Origin of the sequence: Kitasatospora aureofaciens (assembly GCF_001188955.3) — a bacterium.
In the GTDB taxonomy this organism is placed as follows: Bacteria; Actinomycetota; Actinomycetes; order Streptomycetales; family Streptomycetaceae; genus Kitasatospora; species Kitasatospora aureofaciens.
The window spans coordinates 1-16327 of record NZ_JPRF03000026.1 but is presented as its reverse complement, the minus strand read 5'-3'; the positions used below and the strand labels follow the sequence as shown (position 1 = coordinate 16327).

At 72.9% G+C, this 16327-nt stretch carries 17 protein-coding genes; 8 read left to right on the top strand and 9 right to left on the bottom strand.

Features of this window, described 5'->3' with window-relative positions; genetic code table 11:
- Positions 1-36: 36 nt before the first annotated feature.
- The 3 genes from HS99_RS18040 to HS99_RS18035 form a co-directional block, all read right to left on the bottom strand.
- The gene (locus tag HS99_RS18040) at positions 37-249 is read right to left on the bottom strand and encodes an MbtH family protein (protein WP_030280678.1); all 213 of its coding nucleotides are present in this window, start codon (positions 247-249) and stop codon (positions 37-39) included.
- A gap of 107 nt (positions 250-356) precedes the next feature.
- Positions 357-515, bottom strand: coding sequence for a hypothetical protein (locus HS99_RS45020; protein ID WP_157846595.1), 159 nt, complete (start codon positions 513-515; stop codon positions 357-359).
- Between the two features lie 236 nt (positions 516-751).
- Positions 752-1996 (bottom strand): IS256 family transposase, encoded by a 1245-nt coding sequence (locus HS99_RS18035; RefSeq protein ID WP_030598234.1) that lies wholly within the window; start codon positions 1994-1996, stop codon positions 752-754.
- A gap of 372 nt (positions 1997-2368) precedes the next feature.
- On the opposite strand from HS99_RS18035, the gene HS99_RS18030 reads away from it, so the two are divergent.
- The 4 genes from HS99_RS18030 to HS99_RS18015 all read left to right on the top strand — a co-directional run bounded on the left by HS99_RS18030 (position 2369) and on the right by HS99_RS18015 (position 6125).
- Positions 2369-3352 (top strand): helix-turn-helix transcriptional regulator, encoded by a 984-nt coding sequence (locus HS99_RS18030; RefSeq protein WP_030280673.1) that lies wholly within the window; start codon positions 2369-2371, stop codon positions 3350-3352.
- Positions 3353-3510: 158 nt separating this feature from the next.
- The gene (locus HS99_RS18025; RefSeq protein ID WP_046386685.1) at positions 3511-4752 is read left to right on the top strand and encodes a phosphotransferase family protein; all 1242 of its coding nucleotides are present in this window, start codon (positions 3511-3513) and stop codon (positions 4750-4752) included.
- A gap of 42 nt (positions 4753-4794) precedes the next feature.
- Positions 4795-5364, top strand: coding sequence for a hypothetical protein (locus HS99_RS18020; protein WP_030280668.1), 570 nt, complete (start codon positions 4795-4797; stop codon positions 5362-5364).
- On the top strand, positions 5361-6125 hold the full coding sequence (locus HS99_RS18015) for a hypothetical protein (RefSeq protein WP_050366366.1): 765 nt from the start codon (positions 5361-5363) through the stop codon (positions 6123-6125). The genes HS99_RS18020 and HS99_RS18015 overlap by 4 nt, the downstream gene beginning before the upstream one ends.
- Before the next feature lie 173 nt (positions 6126-6298).
- On the opposite strand, the gene HS99_RS18010 is transcribed toward HS99_RS18015, so the two are convergent.
- On the bottom strand, positions 6299-6556 hold the full coding sequence (locus tag HS99_RS18010; protein WP_141763751.1) for a ferredoxin: 258 nt from the start codon (positions 6554-6556) through the stop codon (positions 6299-6301).
- On the bottom strand, positions 6553-7773 hold the full coding sequence (locus HS99_RS18005; protein WP_046386684.1) for a cytochrome P450: 1221 nt from the start codon (positions 7771-7773) through the stop codon (positions 6553-6555). The genes HS99_RS18010 and HS99_RS18005 overlap by 4 nt, the downstream gene beginning before the upstream one ends.
- Positions 7774-8429: 656 nt before the next feature.
- Here HS99_RS18005 and HS99_RS18000 point away from each other — a divergent pair.
- The 3 genes from HS99_RS18000 (at position 8430) to HS99_RS17990 (ending at position 10609) form a co-directional block, all read left to right on the top strand.
- Complete coding sequence (locus HS99_RS18000; RefSeq protein ID WP_030280653.1) at positions 8430-9515, top strand: S-(hydroxymethyl)mycothiol dehydrogenase; 1086 nt, start codon at positions 8430-8432, stop codon at positions 9513-9515.
- Positions 9515-10144: an MBL fold metallo-hydrolase gene (locus HS99_RS17995; RefSeq protein WP_030280651.1), complete on the top strand. Its 630-nt coding sequence runs from the start codon at positions 9515-9517 to the stop codon at positions 10142-10144. Before HS99_RS18000 ends, HS99_RS17995 begins: the two co-directional genes overlap by 1 nt.
- A gap of 63 nt (positions 10145-10207) precedes the next feature.
- Positions 10208-10609: a pyridoxamine 5'-phosphate oxidase family protein gene (locus HS99_RS17990; protein WP_030280649.1), complete on the top strand. Its 402-nt coding sequence runs from the start codon at positions 10208-10210 to the stop codon at positions 10607-10609.
- Between the two features lie 37 nt (positions 10610-10646).
- Here the strand turns inward: HS99_RS17990 and HS99_RS17985 are convergent, their stop codons facing one another.
- From HS99_RS17985 to HS99_RS17975, 3 genes are all read right to left on the bottom strand, one after another.
- Complete coding sequence (locus HS99_RS17985) at positions 10647-11051, bottom strand: SRPBCC family protein (protein WP_030280641.1); 405 nt, start codon at positions 11049-11051, stop codon at positions 10647-10649.
- Positions 11048-11362 carry an ArsR/SmtB family transcription factor gene (locus HS99_RS17980; RefSeq protein WP_030280638.1) on the bottom strand — a complete coding sequence of 105 codons (315 nt, stop codon included), beginning with the start codon at positions 11360-11362 and terminating at the stop codon, positions 11048-11050. The genes HS99_RS17985 and HS99_RS17980 overlap by 4 nt, the downstream gene beginning before the upstream one ends.
- Before the next feature lie 136 nt (positions 11363-11498).
- Complete coding sequence (locus HS99_RS17975; RefSeq protein ID WP_050366365.1) at positions 11499-12458, bottom strand: hypothetical protein; 960 nt, start codon at positions 12456-12458, stop codon at positions 11499-11501.
- A gap of 198 nt (positions 12459-12656) precedes the next feature.
- Between HS99_RS17975 and HS99_RS44115 the strand changes: the two genes are divergently transcribed.
- A complete protein-coding gene (locus tag HS99_RS44115; protein ID WP_030554839.1) occupies positions 12657-15071 on the top strand; it encodes a hypothetical protein in 2415 nt (804 codons plus the stop codon).
- 365 nt (positions 15072-15436) lie between these two features.
- Here HS99_RS44115 and HS99_RS17965 read toward each other — a convergent pair.
- On the bottom strand, positions 15437-16327 hold an 891-nt coding region (locus tag HS99_RS17965), incomplete at its 5' end, for an MBL fold metallo-hydrolase (RefSeq protein WP_063737879.1).

Sequence of the window (16327 nt, the reverse complement as noted above, 5' to 3'; positions counted from 1 at the left end):
TGCGGTGCCGGTGGGGGCGCCGGGGCGGCGCCGCGGTCAGTGGCCGGACAGGTGGGCGACCAGGCTCTTCGGCCGCAGGTCCTGCCAGTGCTGCTCGACGTAGTCGACGCAGTCCTGGCGCGCGGCCGCGCCGAAGACCCGCTGCCAGCCGTCGGGCACCGGGCTGAAGACCGGCCACAGCGAGTGCTGGCCCTCGTCGTTGACCAGGACGAGGTACTCGGCCTCGGGGTCCTCGAACGGGTTCGCCATCGTCGGTTTCCTCTCTGTTCGGAGAATTACGAGGAGGGGGGAATTGCGCCGGAGTGAGATGAACGGATCATGTCAATTTCGGTTTCACCGGATCCGCTTCGAGGCGTTCACGGCCCCCAGCCGGAGTCGTCCCCGTGCATGCCCGAGGGGCCGGCGGCGGCGGGGGACTGGTACGGTCCGGTGTGGCTCTGGAGGCCGACCACGGCAACCAGCAGAACGGCGAGAATCCCGAGCATCTTGTGAATGCGACCGGCAAGATTCGTCATGGCGAATTCCTCTTCCTGAGGCGGGCGGTGTGTGCGCTCCTCGCTGTGAATGAATCCTGCCGAGGCTCAAACTGGCGTGGAAGCTCTGGCCGTTATCGGGATCACGCAATGCGGGAACCGGAAGCGTGAACAGACTGTGTCAAAAACGGGCAGATCTGATGCAAAGAGCACCTGGCACTGTCAGATCAGTGGTGGGAGGCGAGGCATGCGGAGGCCCGGGCGGTACGGGGAACGGGTCAGTGCCCGGACCCCCGCCGCAGCTCCTCCCGGACGGCCGGCCAGTCCCCGGCCCACGGCCGCCCCGCCCCGGCCGGCGACTCCAGGGCGAGTGTCGCCAGGTAGACCCGCTTGAGCGCCGCCTGCTCGTCCCGCACCCGCCCCGCCGCCTGCTCGATGCGGCGCAACCGGGCGTGCAACCGCTCCAGCGCGCCCCCGCCCGCGAGCAGCCGCCGCGCCTCGGGGCCGAACCGGAAGCCGGGCGCCAGCAGCGGCCAGGCCGCCCGCCACACCCGGAAAACCTCCCGGTGGCCCGGGCCCCACTCCCGCTCGGCCCGGCCCAGCCGCTCCAGTGCCGCTGCCTCGGTCGGCGCCGTGCAGATCTCCCGCAGGGCCCGGGTCAGCCCGCTCCAGTCCTCGCCCGGCGCGTGCCGCAGCGCGGCGGGCAGCAGGTGGGCCACCGAGGTGTGCACCACCGCGCGAGGCCATCGCGCGGCCGCCGCCTCGGCCAGCCCCGCTCCAGCGTCACCCACCAGGACCCATACCTCGCGCACCCCGCGCTCGGCCAGCCCGTCCAGCACCTCCGGCCAGTGCTCCCCGTCCACGGCCGGCCACAGGCCCAGCACCTCCCGCAGACCGTCGGCGGAGATCCCCAGCGCCAGGTGCACCAGCGGGCCGCCCGAGCGGCCGCTGCGCACCGAGTCGAGGAAGACCACCGGGTAGACCGGGTCCAGCGGGCGCCCGCGCCGGTCGGCGAGTTCGTCGAGCACCTGGTCGGTGATCACCGACACGGTCTCCCGGCTGAGCTCCACTCCGTACACCTCGGCCAGGTGCGCCACCAGCTCGCCCGAGCTGAGCCCGCGCGCGGTGAGCGAGACCACCAGCCGGTCGAGGCCGGGCAGCCGACGGGCCCGGGGCCGTACCGTACGGGGCGCGAAGCTGCCGTCGCGGTCGCGTGGCACCCGCACGTCCACCGGGCCGATCTCGGTGAGCAGCCGTCTGTCCCGCGCGCCGTTGGGGCCGTTGGGGCCACCGGGGCGGCCGGCGACCGTACGGCCGCCGGCGGCGGTGGGGGTGTTGGTGCCGGGGTCGCGCAGGTGCTCCTGGAGTTCGAGCTCCAGGGCTCGCTCGATCAACTGCTTGGCGAGCGCCTGCAACAGCCCGCCGTCGCCCAGCAACTGCACCGCGCCGGAACCGACCTGCGCGGCGGCGGCCTCCGCGAGCTGCCGCACCAGACGCTGGTCCACGAACTCGGCCAGGTCCACGGACGGGGGCCGTGGATCGGGATCAGCTCGCAACAAGGGGTGCCCTCCGTCCGTCGGCCGGCCGATCCACCGGCCGTTCGCTCCGGCCGCCCTGACGGGTCGACACGTGCAATGCGGCGGCCATCCGCCCGTCACCGCAGTCGGGTACGGTCGTCCTCGCCGTCACCACCGTCGGACGCCGTTTCCGGGCATGCCCGGTTTCGCCGTGAACCGCTGATTTCCGCGCCTTCAGGGCGTACACTCGCGGCTGTCGTGGCCCGGGGGGGATGCGTCCGAACAGCAGGCAAGCACCATCCTGCCCTTTCGGATGCCTGGCTGTAGCCGGTGCGGGCATTCGTGAAAGCGCAATGCCGAAGCCGGAAGGACCCCCAGATGTGCGTATCCCAGGACAGGTGTACGGAAAAGGGGACACCCCAACTCTGTGACCGGGGTATCGAGTACTACCGGGCCGCCCTCACCAAGGGGGCCGCCGTCGGGCAGGCCCCCGAGTGCCTGCTCAGCATGGGCCTGCTGCGCACCCTGCCCGGGGCCGGGCAGCGGCTCGCCCCCGTCCCGCCCGACCTCGCGGTCACCGGCCTCGCCCGGCCGCTCGAACTCGCCGTGCTGGCCCACCAGGAGCAGCTCGCCGAACTGCGCACCGCCTTCACCGCGGCCGAACAGGCCTACCGGGACGTGATGAGACAGGCCCAGCTCCCGATCCGCCTGCTGGCCGGCGAGGAGATCAACCCCGCGCTGGAGAAGGCCGTCGCGGCCTGCACCGAGGAACTGCGCACCGCCCAGCCCGGCGGCGGCCGCGGCGCCGACCAGCTCGCCGACGCCCTCCCGCGCGACCTCGCGCTCGCCGAACGCGGAGTTCGCCAACGCACCCTCTACCAGCACACGGTGCGCTCACACGGCCCGACGCTCGCCTACATCGAGCAGGTCACCGCCCGCGGTGCCCAGGTGCGCACCCTCAACGAGGTCTTCGACCGGGTCATCATCTGCGACAGCTCCACCGCCTTCATCCCGGCCGGTGCCAAGCGCGAGGCCGCCGCGGTGCTCATCCAGTACCCGCCGCTGGTCGAGTACCTGCTCAAGATCTACGAGCTGATGTGGGAGCGCGCCGAGCCCGTCACCTACCCGGAGGGCCACCACCGCCCCCGACTGCTCACCGACCGCACCCGCCGCAACGTGCTGCGGCTGATGGTCAACGGCTTCACCGACGAGGCCATCGCCTCCCGCCTCGGCATGAGCACCCGCACCGTCTCCAGCCACATCCAGAAGGCCAGCGAACTCCTCGGCAGCCGCAGCCGCGGCCACCTCGGCTACATCATCGCGCGCGAGGGCGTGCTGGACGAAGCGCCCGACGAGCTCTGACCGAGCGCCAGGTGCCTTTCCTCTCGGCAGGGCTTCGGGCAGCGAAGCCTCGGCAGGGGAGCACCGGGTCCGCTCGTGGGCGGGGCAGTGGGTGGGGCAGCGGGTGGGCGGCGGAAATTCGTTCGCGCTCCCGGAGGCCGGTCGGCGAAGCTGCCCGGATGCAGCGAGCGAGCAGCCGGACCGTGACGGTCGACCTCACCCACGGGGAGGAGTACTTCGGGCAGTTGGGCCCGTTCGAGGCGGACCTCGGATGGTGGTCCTCGGTGGACGGGGTCGTCGCGCGGGCGACGGAACTGGCCGGAGCGCCGGTGCTGGTGACCAGGCTGGTCGACGGGCACAGCGAGGACCCAGGCCACGGCGGCCGGGTGCGCTACCACGCCGAGGCGCTCCGGCGGCCGACCGCCCTCGAACCCCGCCCGCTGGACGGCGGAACGGCCGCCCTGCTGGCGCCCGCCGACCGCCGCGCCGCGTGGGCCACGCCCGAGGGCCTGCGCGCCGCGCTGGCCTGGGCCGACACGCAACTCGGCGCGATCGGCCGCCCGGCCGGCGCCGCCGCGCGGCAGATCCGGACCTGGAACCTGTCCGCCCTCTTCCGACTCTCCACCGCCGCCGGCACCGACGCCTGGCTGAAGACCACCAGCCCGCGGTTCAACGCCCTGGAAGGAGAGGTGATCGCGCTGCTCGGCGCCGCCGACCCGTCGCTCGTCCCGACCGTCCTCGCCGCCGACCCGGCCCACGGCCGGCTGCTGCTCGACCACGTCCCCGGCGAGGACTGCTGGAGCCCGTCCACCGGGACCGTCGCCGACGTCGTCCCGCGCTTCGTCGCCGCCCAGGCGGCCCTGGCCGCCCGCCCGGGCGCGCTCGCGGGCCTGCGAGACCGCACGCCCGCCGCGCTGCACGCCCAGTTCCTGGCGCTGCTGGACCGCCTCCCCGCCGAGACCGACCTGACGGCCGCAGAGCAGGACCGGCTGCGGGACTTCGCCGCCGAGCTGCCCGCACTGCTGGACGGGCTGGCCGCCTGCGGGCTCCCGGAAACCCTCCTGCACGGCGACTTCCACCCCGGGAACTGGCGCACCAACGACGGCAGCCCGGTCGTGGTCGACTACGCGGACGCCTGCCTCGGCCACCCCGCCCTGGACGGCCTGCGCCCCCGCGCCTACCTCACCCCGGAGGCCTGGCAGCACGCCGCCGTGGTCTGGACGGCCGCCTGGCGCGAGCACGCCCCCGGCTCGGACCCGCGCCGCGCCCTGGAGCTCGCCGAGCCGCTGTACCACCTGTCCTACGCGCTGCGGTACCAGGAGTTCCTGGACCACATCGAGCCCAGTGAGCGTCCGTACCACGAGGGCGACCCGGCCGCCGAACTGCGCGCCGTTCTGGCACCGGGCGTTTCGACCCGCTGAATGTGGGCAGCGGCTGAGCACCGAAGGACGAGGGAGGACCTGATGTCAACCGGGACCCTCATCGCGATCATCGTCCCCGTGGTGGTCGTACTGATCCTGGCCGCCGTGGTGCTGTGGTACGTGAACCGCCGCCGCCGGCTGCAACAGCGGTTCGGCCCGGAGTACGAGCGCGCCGTCGACCGTACCGGCAGCCACCGGGCCGCCGAGCGGGACCTGCGGGAGCGGGAACAGCGCCACGACCAGCTGCAGATCACGCCGCTGCCACCGGACGCGAGACAGCGGTACACCGAGGACTGGAAGCGGGTCCAGCAGGAGTTCGTCGACCGGCCGGGCGAAGCCGTCCAGCACGCAGACCGGCTGGTCACCCTGCTGATGCACGACCGCGGCTATCCCACCGAGGGCTACGAACAGCAGCTCCGGGACCTGTCCGTCGAGCACGGACGGACGCTGGAGCACTACCGTGCGGCCCACGCGACCAACGCCTCGGCCCGACGGGCCGACGCCACCACCGAGGAGCTCCGGGGCGCGATGGTGCACTACCGCGCGCTGTTCGCGGAGCTCCTGAACGGTGACGAGCCCCCGGGCCGGGACAGCGGGGCCGGAAGGAGATGACCGAGATGTCGCACATGCACTTCGACGACAAGGGGCGGATGACCACCGAGAAGTCCGCCGCCACCGAGGAGGAACAGCGGACCGGGGCCGAGCGGGACACTACGGTGTTCGGTTCCGAGGAGCAGGAGGGAATCGAGTCCCGGGAGAGGCAGCGGGCCGTCTACCCGGGCGAGGCCACCGGCAACGCCGACAGGTCCGACACGGCCGACACGAGCGGGACGACCAGCACCGCTGACATCGCGGGTACGACCGGCACGACCGAGGCCTCCGGCAGCACCGGCACCACGGACACGACCGGCACCACGGACACGACCGGCGCTACGGACACGACCGGCGCTACGGACACAACCGGCAACACCGGCACGACCGAGGCCCCTGGCACGACCGGCACCACCGGCACCGGTGGCGGCCCCGACGAGGCAGGTGACCGCACGATCCGCGCCGAGGAGGGCGAAGTGCCGGACCAGTCGGACGAGGGCCGCAGCGCCGACCGTGAACCGCTGCTCCCGGCGGCGGAGACCCAGGAGCTGCGCGAGCGCTGGCAGCAGGTGCAGACGGACTTCGTCGACGACCCCCGCCAGGCCGTCCACACCGCGGATGCCCTCGTCGCCGACCTCATGCAGCGACTGGCCGCGTCCTTCGCCGACCGCCGAAGCAGCCTCGAAGGCCAGTGGAACCGGGGTGACGAGGTCGAGACCGAGGAGCTGCGGGTCGCCCTCCAGCAGTACCGCACCTTCTTCAACCGTCTGTTGCAGAGCTGAGGGAGGAGAGCCTGTGTCCGCAGCATGAGCTGCCCGGGTGGAACGTGCGCCGCCGAACCCGGTGCCGTCGCCGGTGTTGCCCGAGCTGACGTTGCAGGAGCTGGAGTGCGTCTCGGCCTTGATCCGGCCGGTGTCGGCTGCCGCGGGTGCGGCAGCCGACACCGGCCGGGCCGTCACTCCGCCGGGGCGATCCGGTACCCTCCACGCGCCGAGTGCAGGGCCAGTGCCTCGACCGGGCAGTACTCCACCGCCTCGGCCAGCCCGTCCGTCAGCTCGGCGCCCGCGTCGGCGTACTCGGCCACCGGCCGGGCCCGCCCGTCGGCGTCCAGGGCCAGCGAGCCTGGGGCGCTCAGCGCGCACATCCCGGAGCCGATGCAGCGGTCGCGGTCGACCCGGACGACCACCGGCTCCGTCCCGGCGGGGCCCGTCACCAGGCGACCCGCAGCGCGTTGGGGCTGCGGGTGAGCAGTCCGCGCCGCCAGTCGATGTCCTCGACCGGGTCGGCCATCCGCAGCGCGGGCAGCCGGCGGGCGAGCCGGTGCAGGGCGAGTTCGAGTTCCATCCGGGCCAGCCAGGCGCCCAGGCAGTGGTGCGGTCCGGCGCCGAAGGTGAGCATCGGCGCGGCCAGCGGGGAGAACAGCTCGGTGCGCAGGTCCCCGGTGAAGACCTCCGGGTCCTGGTTGGCGGAGCCGGTGTCGGCGGCGACGACGCTGCCGGCCGGGATGACCACCCCGCCGATCTCGACGTCCTCCACCGTGCGGCGCAGCAGCCCGGGCATGTGCTCCGCGGCGTCGCCGAGCGGGACGGCCCGCAGGATCTGCTCGGTCGCGGCGGCTGCGCTCGTCTCGTCGGAGGCGAGCCGCTGCCAGGCCTCGTGGCCGTCCTGGAGCAGGTAGACCAGGGCGTTGCCGAGGCTGGTCATGGTGGTCTCGTGACCGGCCACCACGAGGCCGATGACCAGCGCGATCAGTTGGCCCTCGGTGATCGAGCCGTCCTCGGCGGCGGCCGCGAGCAGGCTGCTGACCAGGTCCTCGCCAGGGTCGGCGCGGCGGTCGGCGATCACCTCGGCGCCGAAGGCGGCGAACTCGGTCATCGCGGTGCCGATCGCCTCGGCGCTGTAGGCGGTGGTGGAGAGCGCGTGGTCGCTCCAGTGCGCGAGCCGCTTGCTGTCGAGGTTGTCCAGGCCCATCAGGCGGCTGATCACCGCGACCGGCAGCGGCCGGGTGTAGGCGCCGACGACGTCGGCGGGGGAGCCCCTGTCGATCAGCTCGTCGATCAGCGACTCGACCACCGAGGCCACCCAGGGCTTCCAGCGGGCGATCGCGCGCGGGGTGAACGCCCGTTGCACGGTGCGGCGCAGCCGCTGGTGCTCCGTGCCGTCGATGTTCAGCATGCTCTGCGGGTCGTCCAGGATGTTCGGCGTGACCATGAGCGGCGGGGCGTCCGGCGCGTAGAGCGGGGCGCGGCCGAGGCGCGGGTCGGTCAGCACCTGGCGGACGTCGGCGTGCCGGCTGACCAGCCAGACCGGGGTTCCGGTGGGCAGCGCGGCGAGCCGGGGCGGGCCGGGTTCCAGGTGGCGCAGGCAGTGCATCGGGGGGAGCGGGGCGGTGCCGGTGCCGGCACCGGTCGCACTGTTCTCGGTGGACATCCGTACTCCAGACTCCAGGGCGGGGGCCGCGGGGGCGGCCCGACGGGGGGTGCATCCGGGGTGTGGCGAGGGGGACGGGCGGTTCGGCCGGGGGCGGCTCGACCAGGGCCGGCGGTGCGGGTGGTGCCGGGTGGTGCGGGTGGGGCGGTCGTGCGGGTGGTGCCGGGTGGTGCGGGGAGCGTTGCCCGGGCGGGGGCACGGGCCGTGCGCGGGCAACGCCGGACGGCGCCGGATGGCGCGAAACGTACGGGGCGTACGGTCGGTGCGCGCCCGGCACGTGCGGCGTGCGGTGGCGTGCCGTCAGGTGGGGCGGATGTGCTGAGCGTGGTCGCGTGGACCGTCTCAGCTACGACCGTACGTGGACGGCGGGGCACCCGTCTGCGGCACTTCCAGCCAACGGCGGCGCTTTCCGGGCAGTTCGCAGCATGCTGACGGGCGCTCAGCGCCACTCGAGCGCCCCTGCCCGCCGGGCCGCGCGGGGCCGGACGCCGCGTCGGCACCCGACCGGTCGGGCGCTACCCTTCGTAGGCAGTCCTTCAGCAGTGCTCCTACAGTTCTCCTGCGGTCCTTCTGCAGTGCTTCTGCAGGCGCTCTGCAGTCGTTTGTCGCAGGTCACGCCGGTGCAGAGCCGCATCGGCCGATGGAGGTGGAATCGGATGGCCCAGCAGGTCAAGGCAGTCATCGCGCGTGCCAAGGGTGCGCCCGTGGAGGTGACCACGATCGTGGTACCGGACCCGGGGCCGGGCGAGGCGGTGGTGCGGATCCAGGCCTGCGGCGTCTGTCACACGGACCTCCACTACCGCGAGGGCGGCATCAACGACGAGTTCCCGTTCCTGCTCGGCCACGAGGCCGCGGGCATCGTGGAGTCGGTCGGCGAGGGCGTGACCGAGGTCGAGCCCGGCGACTTCGTCGTCCTCAACTGGCGTGCGGTGTGCGGTCAGTGTCGCGCCTGCAAGCGCGGCCGCCCGCAGTACTGCTTCAACACCCACAACGCGAAGCAGAAGATGACGCTGCTGGACGGCACCGAGCTCTCCCCGGCGCTGGGCATCGGCGCCTTCGCCGAGAAGACCCTGGTCGCGGCCGGCCAGTGCACCAAGGTCGACCCGGCCGCCGAGCCGGCCGTCGCCGGACTGCTGGGCTGCGGCGTGATGGCGGGCCTCGGCGCCGCGATCAACACCGGCAGCGTGGGCCGCGGCGACACCGTCGCCGTGATCGGCTGCGGCGGAGTCGGCGGGGCGGCCGTGATGGGCTCCCGGCTGGCCGGGGCGTCGAAGATCATCGCGGTGGACATCGACGACCGGAAACTGGAGACGGCCCGCAAGCTCGGCGCCACCCACACCGTCAACTCCCGCACCACCGACCCGGTCGAGGCGATCCGCGAGCTGACCGGCGGCAACGGCGCGGACGTCGTGGTGGAGGCCGTCGGCCGCCCCGAGACGTACAAGCAGGCCTTCTACGCCCGCGATCTCGCCGGCACCGTCGTCCTGGTCGGCGTGCCGACCCCCGAGATGACCCTCGAACTGCCGCTGCTGGACGTCTTCGGCCGCGGCGGCGCGCTCAAGTCCTCCTGGTACGGCGACTGCCTGCCCACCCGGGACTTCCCGATGCTGATCGACCTGTACCTCCAGGGCCGCCTGGACCTGGGCGCCTTCGTCACCGAGACCATCGAACTCGACGCGGTGGAGCAGGCCTTCGAGCGCATGCACCACGGCGACGTCCTCCGCTCGGTGGTGGTGTTCTGATGGCCGCCCGGATCGACCGGCTGGTCACCGCAGGGACCTTCGAACTCGACGGCGGCAGCTGGGAGGTGGAGAACAACGTCTGGATCGTCGGCGACGACGAGGAGGCGGTGGTGATCGACGCCGCGCACGACGCCGACGCCATCGAGGCCGCGCTCGGCGGACGCCGGCTGCTGGCGATCGTCTCCACCCACGCCCACAACGACCACATCGACGCCGCCCCGGCGCTGGCCGAGCGCACCGGCGCGCCGATCCTGCTGCACCCGGACGACCTCCCGCTGTGGAAGCTCACCCACCCCGAGCGGCTCCCGGACGGCGAACTCACCGACGGTCGGCGGATCGAGGTGGCCGGCACCGAGCTGACCGTGCTGCACACCCCCGGCCACGCGCCCGGCGCGGTCTGCCTGTACGCGCCCGGGCTCGGCACCGTGTTCACCGGGGACACCCTGTTCCAGGGCGGCCCGGGCGCCACCGGCCGCTCGTTCTCGCACTTCCCGACCATCATCGACTCGATCCGGGAGCGGCTGCTCTCCCTCCCGGCCGACACGGTGGTGCGCACCGGCCACGGCGACCCGACCACGATCGGAGCCGAGGCGCCGGCTCTGCCGGAGTGGATCGCCCGCGGCCACTGACCGCCCGTACCGGTACGGCCCCCGGGGAGTCGATCACTCCCCGGGGGCCGTACCATCGCGATCATGGCCCACGACCCGCGCGAGCTCGACGACGCCTTCCTCGCTTTCTGGCGCGAGCGGCACATCTCCACCCTGACCACCGCCCGGCCGGACGGGACCCCGCACGTGGTGCCGGTCGGCGTCACCTTCGACCCGGCGACCGGCACGGCCCGGGTCATCACCAGCCGCACCAGCCGCAAGGCCCGCAACGTCGCGGCCGCCGGGCCCGAGGGTCTGCCGGTCGCGGTCTGCCAGGTCGACCGGGCCCGCTGGTCCACCCTGGAGGGCACGGCCGTCCTGCGCGACGAGCCGGCGCAGGTCGCCGACGCCGAGCGCCGCTACGCCGAGCGCTACCGCACGCCGCGGGAGAACCCGGACCGGGTGGTCATCGAGATCACCGTCAGGCGCGTCCTCGGCCGCGCCTGACGCTCCCGCCACTGCTCGCTCCGCATCTCCCCACTGCTCACTCCGCGAGTGCCGGGGCGATCCTGCGCAGCACCGACGGCCAGCCCTGCCCCATCCCCTGGTGGGCCTGCCGGCCCATCGGGTTGTCCAGGTCGAACCCCGTGTGCTCCAGCAGCAGCCGGGTGCCGTGCCCCTCGGGCACCAGCCGCCAGGTGACGGTGGTGTCCAGCGACCCGGCGGCGAAGCTGTACCGCAGCAGCCGCTCCACCTCCACCTCGACCACCTCGCACGGCTGCTGCCCCCACGGCCCCATGTCCAGCGTGAACCGGTGCCCGACCACCGCCTTCACGTCCCCGGCGGCCCACCACCGCGCGTGCAGCTCCGGATCGGTCAGTGCCTCCCACACCCGTGCCGGCGGGTACGGCAGGAACTCGTCGCAGTGGATCGCGGCCTTCTCGGTCATGAACCCTCCTCGTCCAGGAGCCGGTGCAGCGAACGCATCCGCGCCCGCCAGTAACGTTCGAACGGCTGGAGCCACTCCTCGACCGCGGCCAGAGGCCCGGGCTCCAGGTGGTAGTACCGATGCCGCCCGCGCGGCTCCTCCCGCACCAGCCGGGCGTTCCGGAGCACCGCCAGGTGCTCGGACACGGCCGGCCGGCTGAGCTCGAACTCCCCGGCCAGCTCCCCGGCCGCTCGTGGCCCGGCCCGGAGGCTCTCCAACAGTTTCCGCCGCACGGGGTTGGCCAGCGCGCTGAAGACGTCGACGTCCGCCATGGCTCCACCATGCGTCGGAGACTCCCGACATGTCAACTTCTCCCGACGCATGGGCGCGGATCGACGGCGGTCCACCTCGACGCTGTACGGGTGGTCCATAGCGAGCCGTGACGCCGCGACAGCGGCCGGGCGGCCGTCAGCGCGCGGACGGCAGGACGTTGCGCAGGTGGTAGCCGTCGCCGTAGCGGACCAGGCCGCGGAGTTCGGCCAGCGGGTTGAAGGCCTGGGCGTCGCGCCGGTGGGGTTGGTGGGTGAAGGGGATGCCGGACCAGGGGTTGTCGGGGTGGTGGTGGCTGCCGGGTTCGGCGGCGGGATCGACGGGCCAGTGGAGCCAGACGGAGTCGCACCGTAGGCAGACGACCTCGCCCAGGTACCAGACCGCGCCGGCCAGGAAGGGGCTGGTCGGGAAGGAGCCGCTCGGGGACGGACCGCTCGGGAAGGGGCCGGTCGCCTCCGCGTCGAAGGCGTCCACCGCCGGGTACCGCCGCCGTACCTCCCGCTCCAGCGCGTCGAGGCCGGCCGGGGAGAAGTCGTACGCGCTCCGGCCCCCCGGCAGCTGGTCCGCCCAGGCCGGGAAGGCCGCCCGGCGCTCCCGCAGCCAGGCGGCCAGCACCGGGTCGTCGGACTGCGGTCCGATCGGGTCCAGCGGCGAGACCTCCTTGTGGGGCGTCCAGTCGGAGCGCTCCGCGCGGACCGCGGCCACGGCGGCCGCGAGCCGCGAGTGCTCCCGGCCGAACACCTCGCCGCCGGCCTCGGCGAGTGCGGCGTCGACCAGTGTGCCGACGGACAGCGGCGCCAGGCCAAGCGCCGGATCGGGGAGCACGATCGGTCCGGTGTCGTCCACGCCCCACCGGCCGCCGCCGGTGACCAGCAGCACTTCGCCCAGGTATCCGGCCGCCGCGCGGGTGAAGTCCTCGTCCGGTCCGCCGGGTTCGGCGAGCAGCACCTGCTCCAGGGCGGCCAGCGAGCCGGGGCCGTAGTCGAGGGCCGGGCCGTCCGTCAGGTGCACCCGCTCCAGGCGGGCGACGAGGAGGGGAAGGTCCTCCAGCCAGTCCTCCAGCATCGCCCGCCCCGTCCCGCCGTGATCGTCGTCCATGTCGGTCAGCCTATGCCCTGGGCCGTCAACTCCCGTGAATTCAGGCGAAATTGTGCCTTCTGTGGCCGATCTGTAAAGCCGTCGAATTCCCTCCGCGCCGCGGCTAGGGTGGCGCCCGCCGGGGACGTGTCGACGGGGGCCGCACGCCGCCGGGCGCACGTGTCCGAGTTCCGGCCCCCACGAGGGGATCGCCACACCGTGCAGACACCGTTACGCCCCAGGGGGCGGCTGGCGGCCCAGGCCGCGGCCGTCGTCCTGGGCATCACCACGCTGGTGCTGGCCGGACTTCCCGGCCTGCAGGAGCACGCCGAGGCGGCGCCGACCATCACGCGCTGCCAGGACAAGTACGGCACCTCGCCGACGCCGCCGGACCCGTCCACGCTCCCCGGTTACCGGCCCGCCGGCTCCGGCCAGTGGGCCACCCCGGACGCCGAGCAGCGCCTCTACCCGTACGACCTGCCGTCCCAGGGCTTCAACGGCCTGGAGGACCCGTCCAGCATCCCGCTGCCCCAGGGGTCGGACCCGAAGAAGTACGACTGGGGCACCATCGAGAACGCGGTCGGGACCTGGATGCAGAAGCAGGCCGGCAGCACGCCCTACAAGGGCAGCTTCAACGACTGGCTGAACAACGTCTACACCCGCAACGTGGGCAACAACCGCCGTGGCGAGGCCTACGAGCGTGAGGTCGTGCGCTACTTCAACCTCGGCGGGGTCGACTGGATCTGCCAGGGCAGCCTCAAGGACCTCGACGGGAAGCTGTACCAGGAGCTGAAGGACGAGCTCGGCGACCAGTTCCCCAAGAGCGACCGCAAGTTCGACGCGGTCAACATGCGGACCAGGACGATCTACGAGATCAAGTCCGGCATCGGTTACGACAAGGCCCAGCTCCCGGTGGACAAGGCCCTGAGCGCGCGCGGCTGGAAGGTCGTCTACATCAACGGCCAGCAGCCGGACGGCAGGACGATCGACAAGTACAAGGCCGCCGGGGTCGACTACTACCGGCACTCGGCCACCCCGGAGCCGCAGTTCAAGCAGACCCCGTACCTGCGCCAGGACCCGGCGACGATGACCGCGGACCCGGCCGAGCCGTCCGTCGGCGCCGGCACCGACATGGTGAAGGGCTCCGCCCCGACCCCGGAGGAGGCGGAACAGGAGGCCCAGCGGACCAACGGCCTGATCGAGGAACCCGAGCAGGACATCCGCCGCCCCGGCGGCATCGACTTCTCCACCCTCGACCTCTCCTACGTCGGCCAGACCAAGGCCGGGAACCTGAAGTACGCGTTCAGCGCGAGCAACACCGACGAGGACGGGAAGCCCGGCTACGGCGGCCAGGAGAAGGCGCAGCTCATCTCGGACGCCTTCTTCACCTGGCTCGCGCTCACCCCGGACCACTTCTGGGTCAACCTCAACCCCGACGACCCGAGCACGATCATGCAGCCGCCGTTCGACAGGACGGACGCCGGACGGGTGCTGCTCGAGGCCGACCTGGCCATGAAGCGCGACTTCGGCCGGACCGAGGACCCGAAGACGGAGGCCGGGAACAAGTTCTGGTACGGCATCTCCCGGGTCGACGGGCTGCCGTGCATGAACTCCACCCGCAACTGGATCGTGCCCAAAGAGGCCAAGGTGCGCGTCCAGGACGACGGCGTCTACATCCTCGACAGCCCGCTGGAAGTCAAGACCGTGGCCCAGGACTACACCAGCACGGGCCCGGGCCAGAGCTGCCACCTGACCAAGGAGCAGATCGACCACAACATGGACGTCTACCGCTCCACCATCCTGCCGATCGTGGAGAAGGAGGTGAACGAGGACCCGAAGTACGCGGACCTGCGCCGCGTCTACAAGGCCCGCATCGGCGCCGAGTACGTCCGCCAGACGGTCGCGAAGGACCCGAAGGCGTTCGGCGGCGCGTTCACCAAGATCATCGACAGCAACGACGTGTCGAAGTGGCCGCTGCGCGGCAAGAACGCCGGCTGGGACAAGATGACCGTCTGGCGCGAGATGCGGAAGTCGTTCACCGAGGGCGACTTCACGTACCAGCTCCCGCTCGGCGGCACCGTCTACACCTACATCGTCGGCGGGGTCGACTTCCAGCAGCAGCCGCAGCAGAAGATCGACCAGGCGGCCTTCCGGACGGCGAAGCCGAACCTCGACGACGTCACCCAGCACGCGAAGGCCGAGGCGCTGTCGTACAAGGACGACGGGGTCACGGTCATGGGCGGCGACAACAGCGGCCAGGCGGGCACCAGCGGCGACCCGACACCCACGCCCACGCCGACTCCCACGCCCACCCCGACGCCCACTCCGACTCCCACCCCCACGCCGACGGGAACCCCCGCACCGACGCAGACCCCGACCGGTGGACCGACCACCGGCCCGACGCCGACGCCCACCGGGCCCCCGACACCGAGCGGTGACGCGGGCGGCGGTACGGGCGGCGGTACGGGCGGCGCGAACGGCGGCACCGGCACCGGAACCGGCGCCGGTGGCGGTGGCGGCAGCCTCGCCTCCACCGGCGCCCGGATCACCGGCCTCGCCGGAACCGCCGCCGCACTCACCGCAGCCGGCACGGCCCTGATCTGGCTGCGCCGCCGCCGCAACACCACCGACTGACCCCGAGGGCCTGTCCTCGAACTCCCGCCCGCGGCGCGGACGAAAGGAGTTCGAGGACGGGCCCCAGGACCGAACCCGCCTGCTGCTGACGTAGTCGGCAGGGATCGGTTGTACATGCCCCAGGAGATCCCGAGCCCGAGGTTGTCGATGATCTGGGTCCGGACGAAGTGGCCCGGGCCGTCATAGGCCCACGGGGACCGGGCGCCGCCGTAGGAGTCGTACCGGATCTGGCCGTTGTCCCGGACCAGGACACACACGTCGGCGGACGGTTCCGCCGGGGCACGGCCGGACGGGGTGATGCTTCCAGCGGCCGATCGCCGTGACAAGGGCCGGTTCCGGACGCCCGGGCGGTAGGCGCGCCGTAGTCAGAAGGTGAAGCTCTCCAGGTGGTCCAGGCGGAGGAAGCGGGCCTCCGGGTCGGCCCGGTGGACGGCGGCTTCGAGCTCGGCGAGGCCGCCCCAGTCGCGGGCGGGTTCGTTGAGGGGGTGGTCGAAGTCGTCCCAGTGGGTGGGAACGACGTACGGGGGGTGGTCGAGGACGTCGAGGAGGCGGGGGACGTAGTCGGGGACGGAGGCTCCGCCGGGCTGGAGGAGGAGGACGTCCGGGGTGAGGCCGGTGAGGTGGCGGGCGTCGTAGTTGGCGCCGCCGCTGTCGAGGATGCTCAGCTTGTCGCCGACGGTGATCAGGTAGGCGAGGGTGCCGCCTTCCACGAGGTCCGAGATGACGCGCGGGCGGGGCGGCGGCGAACCCGGGCGGGTGCCGGGGAAAGGAACCTTGGAGCGGGGGCCGGTCATCGAGTGCAGTGAGTTGATCACCTGGACGGTGTAGCCGTCGAACTGCAGGTACTCCCCGCCGTGCACCATCGACAGCTGGTCCTCGGGCGCGCCGAGCGCGGCCAGCAGGTTGGCGTGGGTCTCGGTGCCGAGGACGGTCGCGCCGGTGCGGGCGGCGAGGTACGGGACGTCGGACAGGTGGTCGTAGTGACCGTGGGTCACCAGGATCTGGTCCGCGCGCAGCCGGAGGCTGTCGATGAGGGCGGTGTCGACGCTGAGCGGGGTGGCGGGGTCGGCGCCCTTCGGGGTGTACGTCCCGGTGGGGAAGCGGGTGATCCAGGGGTCGATCAGGATCGTGGTGGGCCGGTCGGGATCGCCGAAGCTGATCTCCCAGCCGTTGTTGCCCAGCCAGCGCAGCCGCACACCGGCCGGGCCGGGCGGCCCGGGGCGGTGCCGTCGGCGGCCGGACGGTCGGACACCGGC

What these genes read in the sequence shown, in the direction of transcription:
- HS99_RS18040 (WP_030280678.1), bottom strand. Translation starts at nt 249, where the DNA reads ATGGCGAACCCGTTCGAGGACCCCGAGGCCGAGTACCTCGTCCTGGTC.
- HS99_RS45020 (WP_157846595.1), bottom strand. Translation starts at nt 515, where the DNA reads ATGACGAATCTTGCCGGTCGCATTCACAAGATGCTCGGGATTCTCGCC.
- HS99_RS18030 (WP_030280673.1), top strand. Translation starts at nt 2,369, where the DNA reads ATGTGCGTATCCCAGGACAGGTGTACGGAAAAGGGGACACCCCAACTC.
- HS99_RS18025 (WP_046386685.1), top strand. Translation starts at nt 3,511, where the DNA reads ATGCAGCGAGCGAGCAGCCGGACCGTGACGGTCGACCTCACCCACGGG.
- HS99_RS18020 (WP_030280668.1), top strand. Translation starts at nt 4,795, where the DNA reads ATGTCAACCGGGACCCTCATCGCGATCATCGTCCCCGTGGTGGTCGTA.
- HS99_RS18015 (WP_050366366.1), top strand. Translation starts at nt 5,361, where the DNA reads ATGACCGAGATGTCGCACATGCACTTCGACGACAAGGGGCGGATGACC.
- HS99_RS18005 (WP_046386684.1), bottom strand. Translation starts at nt 7,773, where the DNA reads ATGTCCACCGAGAACAGTGCGACCGGTGCCGGCACCGGCACCGCCCCG.
- HS99_RS18000 (WP_030280653.1), top strand. Translation starts at nt 8,430, where the DNA reads ATGGCCCAGCAGGTCAAGGCAGTCATCGCGCGTGCCAAGGGTGCGCCC.
- HS99_RS17995 (WP_030280651.1), top strand. Translation starts at nt 9,515, where the DNA reads ATGGCCGCCCGGATCGACCGGCTGGTCACCGCAGGGACCTTCGAACTC.
- HS99_RS17990 (WP_030280649.1), top strand. Translation starts at nt 10,208, where the DNA reads ATGGCCCACGACCCGCGCGAGCTCGACGACGCCTTCCTCGCTTTCTGG.
- HS99_RS17985 (WP_030280641.1), bottom strand. Translation starts at nt 11,051, where the DNA reads ATGACCGAGAAGGCCGCGATCCACTGCGACGAGTTCCTGCCGTACCCG.
- HS99_RS17980 (WP_030280638.1), bottom strand. Translation starts at nt 11,362, where the DNA reads ATGGCGGACGTCGACGTCTTCAGCGCGCTGGCCAACCCCGTGCGGCGG.
- HS99_RS17975 (WP_050366365.1), bottom strand. Translation starts at nt 12,458, where the DNA reads ATGGACGACGATCACGGCGGGACGGGGCGGGCGATGCTGGAGGACTGG.